This is a genomic window from Citrobacter sp. wls718 (assembly GCF_005280945.1).
Lineage (GTDB): Bacteria > Pseudomonadota > Gammaproteobacteria > Enterobacterales > Enterobacteriaceae > Citrobacter > Citrobacter gillenii.
This window is the reverse complement of sequence record NZ_SZWV01000069.1, coordinates 73,271-76,822: the sequence shown is the minus strand read 5'-3', so window position 1 is coordinate 76,822 and position 3,552 is coordinate 73,271. Positions and strand designations below refer to the sequence as shown.

Annotated in this window: 7 protein-coding genes; 5 read left to right on the top strand and 2 right to left on the bottom strand. The window is 56.9% G+C overall.

Features of this window, described 5'->3' with window-relative positions; genetic code table 11:
• From FDW95_RS23865 to FDW95_RS14260, 5 genes are all read left to right on the top strand, one after another.
• A partial coding sequence (locus FDW95_RS23865; RefSeq protein WP_249359117.1) for an amidohydrolase family protein occupies positions 1 to 232 on the top strand: 232 nt, incomplete at its 5' end.
• 2 nt (positions 233 to 234) lie between these two features.
• On the top strand, positions 235 to 780 hold the full coding sequence (gene phnN, locus FDW95_RS14275; protein ID WP_115259675.1) for a ribose 1,5-bisphosphokinase: 546 nt from the start codon (positions 235 to 237) through the stop codon (positions 778 to 780).
• Positions 781 to 852: 72 nt separating this feature from the next.
• Complete coding sequence (phnP, locus tag FDW95_RS14270) at positions 853 to 1,611, top strand: phosphonate metabolism protein PhnP (RefSeq protein ID WP_115259676.1); 759 nt, start codon at positions 853 to 855, stop codon at positions 1,609 to 1,611.
• Between the two features lie 83 nt (positions 1,612 to 1,694).
• Positions 1,695 to 1,946: a plasmid stabilization protein gene (locus tag FDW95_RS14265; RefSeq protein ID WP_006688247.1), complete on the top strand. Its 252-nt coding sequence runs from the start codon at positions 1,695 to 1,697 to the stop codon at positions 1,944 to 1,946.
• Positions 1,943 to 2,230 carry a type II toxin-antitoxin system RelE/ParE family toxin gene (locus FDW95_RS14260; RefSeq protein WP_115259677.1) on the top strand — a complete coding sequence of 96 codons (288 nt, stop codon included), beginning with the start codon at positions 1,943 to 1,945 and terminating at the stop codon, positions 2,228 to 2,230. Before FDW95_RS14265 ends, FDW95_RS14260 begins: the two co-directional genes overlap by 4 nt.
• Here the strand turns inward: FDW95_RS14260 and yjdP are convergent.
• Both yjdP and FDW95_RS23860 read right to left on the bottom strand, forming a co-directional pair.
• A complete protein-coding gene (yjdP, locus tag FDW95_RS14255) occupies positions 2,227 to 2,556 on the bottom strand; it encodes a DDRRRQL repeat protein YjdP (RefSeq protein ID WP_096758667.1) in 330 nt (109 codons plus the stop codon). The two genes, FDW95_RS14260 and yjdP, sit on opposite strands and share 4 nt — an antisense overlap.
• A 68-nt stretch (positions 2,557 to 2,624) precedes the next feature.
• Positions 2,625 to 3,552 (bottom strand): ATP-binding protein (locus FDW95_RS23860; protein ID WP_249359114.1); only part of this gene is annotated, 928 nt, incomplete at its 5' end.

Sequence of the window (3,552 nt, the reverse complement as noted above, 5' to 3'; positions counted from 1 at the left end):
CTACCCCGCCAGCCTGCTCGACGCCGCGTTTCGTGTAGCGGACGACGATGCCAACCGCTTCACGCTGGCGCAGGCGATTCATCTGGTGACCCGTAATCCGGCGCGGGCGCTGAATCTCGACGATCGCGGTGTTATCGCCGAAGGTAAACGCGCGGATCTGGTGCTGGCGCACCGCAAAGGCGATCACGTGCATATCGACCACGTCTGGCGGCAGGGAAAAAGGGTGTTCTGACTATGGGAAAACTGATCTGGCTGATGGGGCCGTCCGGCTCCGGTAAGGACAGCCTGCTGGCCGAACTCCGCCAGCAGGAACAGGCGCAACTGCTGGTGGCGCATCGTTACATTACCCGGGCCGCCAACGCCGGGAATGAAAACCATATTGCGCTGAGCGAACAGGAGTTTTTTACCCGCGCCGGACAGAACCTGCTGGCGCTGAGCTGGCATGCCAACGGCTTGTACTACGGCGTCGGCGTGGAGATTGACCTCTGGCTACACGCCGGGTTTGATGTGGTGGTAAACGGCTCCCGCGCCCATCTGCCACAGGCAAAATCACGCTACGGCGCGGCGCTGCTGCCGGTCTGTTTGCAGGTATCACAAGACGTGTTGCGCCAGCGCTTACTGGCGCGCGGGCGAGAAAATGAAACGGAGATTGCCGCCCGTCTTGAACGTGCAGCCCGCTATGCGCCAGAGGACTGCCATACGCTAAACAATGACGGTAGTCTGCTACAGTCAGTGAATACATTGCTCACACTGATGGGACGTAAGCATTCTTATGCCTGAGAGCGCACGGACCCGTAGGCCGGATAAGACGCCTGCGTCGCCATCCGGCTATACATGACCAGGGGAGCAACAATGAGCTTAACGATCACTTTAAGCGGCACTGGCGGCGCGCAGCTGGTGCCGGTTTTTGGCTGCGACTGCCGCGCCTGCCAGCGGGCGCGTTTACAGTCGCAATATCGCCGCCGCCCCTGCAGCGGCGTGGTCAAATTCAACCATGCCGTGACGCTGCTCGACGCGGGGATCCCGCATCTGATGGACGACTGGCCCGCCGGCAGCTTCCGCCAGTTTCTGCTCACCCACTACCATATGGATCATGTGCAGGGACTGTTTCCGCTGCGCTGGGGCGTGGGGAAAACGATCCCGGTATACGGGCCGCCGGATGAACAGGGTTGCGACGATCTGTTTAAGCATCCCGGCATTCTCGACTTCAGCCACACCGTCGAACCGTTTGTGGTGTTTGATTTGCAGGGGTTACAGGTGACACCGCTGCCGCTCAACCACTCAAAGCTGACGTTTGGCTATCTACTGGAAACTGCGCACAGCCGCGTGGCGTGGCTCTCTGATACCGCCGGGCTGCCCGACAAAACGCTGACGTTTCTGCGCAACAATCAGCCGCAGGCGATGATCATCGACTGTAGCCATGCCCCGCGCACGCAACCACCGCGCAATCACTGCGATGTAAATACCGTGACTGCGCTCAATGACGTTATCTGCTGCCCACGGGTGATTCTGACCCACATCAGCCATCAGTTCGACGAGTGGCTAATGCATAATCCGCTACCGACAGGCATCGAAGCCGGGTATGACGGCATGGAGATTGTGCTGGATTAAGCGGAGACACTTCATAATAAGACATGTTAACAGGTCTTTCCCATCCTATATTAAGACCAGTTAAATGGTCTTAAGGAGCGATTATGCCACATATCATTTTAAGCGACACCACCGCCAGCGTGAGTGAGCTAAAAAAGAACCCGATGGCGACTGTTAGCGCAGGGGATGGGTTTCCGGTCGCAATCCTGAACCGTAACCAGCCCGCCTTTTATTGTGTTCCCGCTGAGCTTTACGAAAAAATGCTTGATGCGCTGGACGATCAGCAACTGGTTAAATTAGTCCATGAACGGAGCCAACAGCCACTGGTGGATGTTGATCTGGACAGCTATTTATGAGTTATACGGTAAAGTTCAGGGAAGATGCGCTGAAAGAATGGCAAAAATTGGATAAAACCATTCAGCAGCAGTTTGCCAAAGAACTTAAGAAATACGGTGAAAATCCGCATGTCCCCTCCGCGAAGCTCAGGGGAATAAAAGATTGCTATAAAATCCAACTACGCACTTCAAGGTTCCGTCTTGTTTATCAAGTTATTGACGACACCCTGGTCATCGCTGTCGTTGCTGTCGGTAAACGCGAGCGTAGTGAAGTTTATAATCTTGCCAGCGAAAGACTACGTTAACGATCGTAATCGTCTTCCATTCTACGTTCTTCATCTTCCAGCTGACGCCGTTCCTGATCGAGCCGACGCTGGCGGTCATCCAGCTGCCGACGGCGGTCTTCAAACTGGCGACGACGATCGTCATATTGCCTACGGCGATCGTCGCTTACCTGGCGTTGCCAGCTTTCGTCGCGCGAGTCATCGTAATCCCGATTATTATCAGGCTTATAGGCGTCGCTGACGGCGCGTTGAATATTGCCGATGGCGTCATCAATAATATCCGCCTGCGCCGACACGGTGGTCAGCATCAGCAAACTGAAAAAAAAGATCGTCGGGGAGCGTGTCATAAACCAGCCTCAAAAAGAAACTCGCCCCACGGTAATCAAAGCGCTTGCTCACGAGTAGCGGAGGAATCTCAATTGCGCGGATGACGCAGCGCCTGCGCCAGCTCCCCGCGGGTAAACGGTTTTCGCAGTAGCGCCACCTCCGGCAGGGCCGGGTTGTGTGCCGGACGCAAATCCTGACCGCTGATCAGAAGGATACTCAACTGCGGGTAATGCTTTAGCGCATGGTTAACCACATCCACGCCGCTTAATCCACCGGGCAGCATGAGGTCGCTGATCAGAATGTCGATCTCTGAAGATGCGGCAAGCAAGTGCATCGCCTGCTCGCCGTTGGCGGCCTCCAGCGTCAGATAACCCAGCAGGTGGAGCTGCTCACACAACGTCTGGCGCACATCGGCCTCATCTTCGAGCACCAACACCAGTTTCTCACCGCTGTTCGCCGCATGTTCCACCACAGGGATGTCCTGAGGCTGCACCGGCACAATGGCGCGCGGAAGCTGTAACCGGACCGTGGTCCCTTGCCCCGGCGCGCTCTCAATTTCCACCCGACCACCGGACTGACGCACAAAACCGTACACCATCGATAGGCCCAGCCCGCTGCCGCTGCCGGTCTGTTTGGTGGTGAAGAACGGTTCAAAGACCTGCGCTTTGATCTCCTGCGACATCCCACAGCCCTGGTCGGCCACCTCCAGCATCACCATGTCCTGCTTGCGACCGTCGCTGCGCGTGACCCGCTGATTCCAGCTGCGAATTTTAATCGTACCCACCTGCCCGTCCATCGCATCACGGGCGTTCATCACCAGATTAATAATGGCGTTTTCCAGCTGGCTGACGTCGATCCACGCCGGCCAGGCGGGTGACTGCGCTTCAATCTCCAGCGTCATCGTCGCCGGTAGCGAATGGCGCATCAGCTCCCCCAGGTTCTCCAGCAACGTTTTCAGCTCCACCGCATGTGGGTGCAACGATTGCTTGCGCGAAAAAGCCAGCAGTCGCTGGGTC

Coding starts and splice junctions, on each gene's coding strand:
- yjdP (WP_096758667.1), bottom strand. CDS start 2,556: ATGACACGCTCCCCGACGATCTTTTTTTTCAGTTTGCTGATGCTGACC.
- FDW95_RS14260 (WP_115259677.1), top strand. CDS start 1,943: ATGAGTTATACGGTAAAGTTCAGGGAAGATGCGCTGAAAGAATGGCAA.
- phnP (WP_115259676.1), top strand. CDS start 853: ATGAGCTTAACGATCACTTTAAGCGGCACTGGCGGCGCGCAGCTGGTG.
- FDW95_RS14265 (WP_006688247.1), top strand. CDS start 1,695: ATGCCACATATCATTTTAAGCGACACCACCGCCAGCGTGAGTGAGCTA.
- phnN (WP_115259675.1), top strand. CDS start 235: ATGGGAAAACTGATCTGGCTGATGGGGCCGTCCGGCTCCGGTAAGGAC.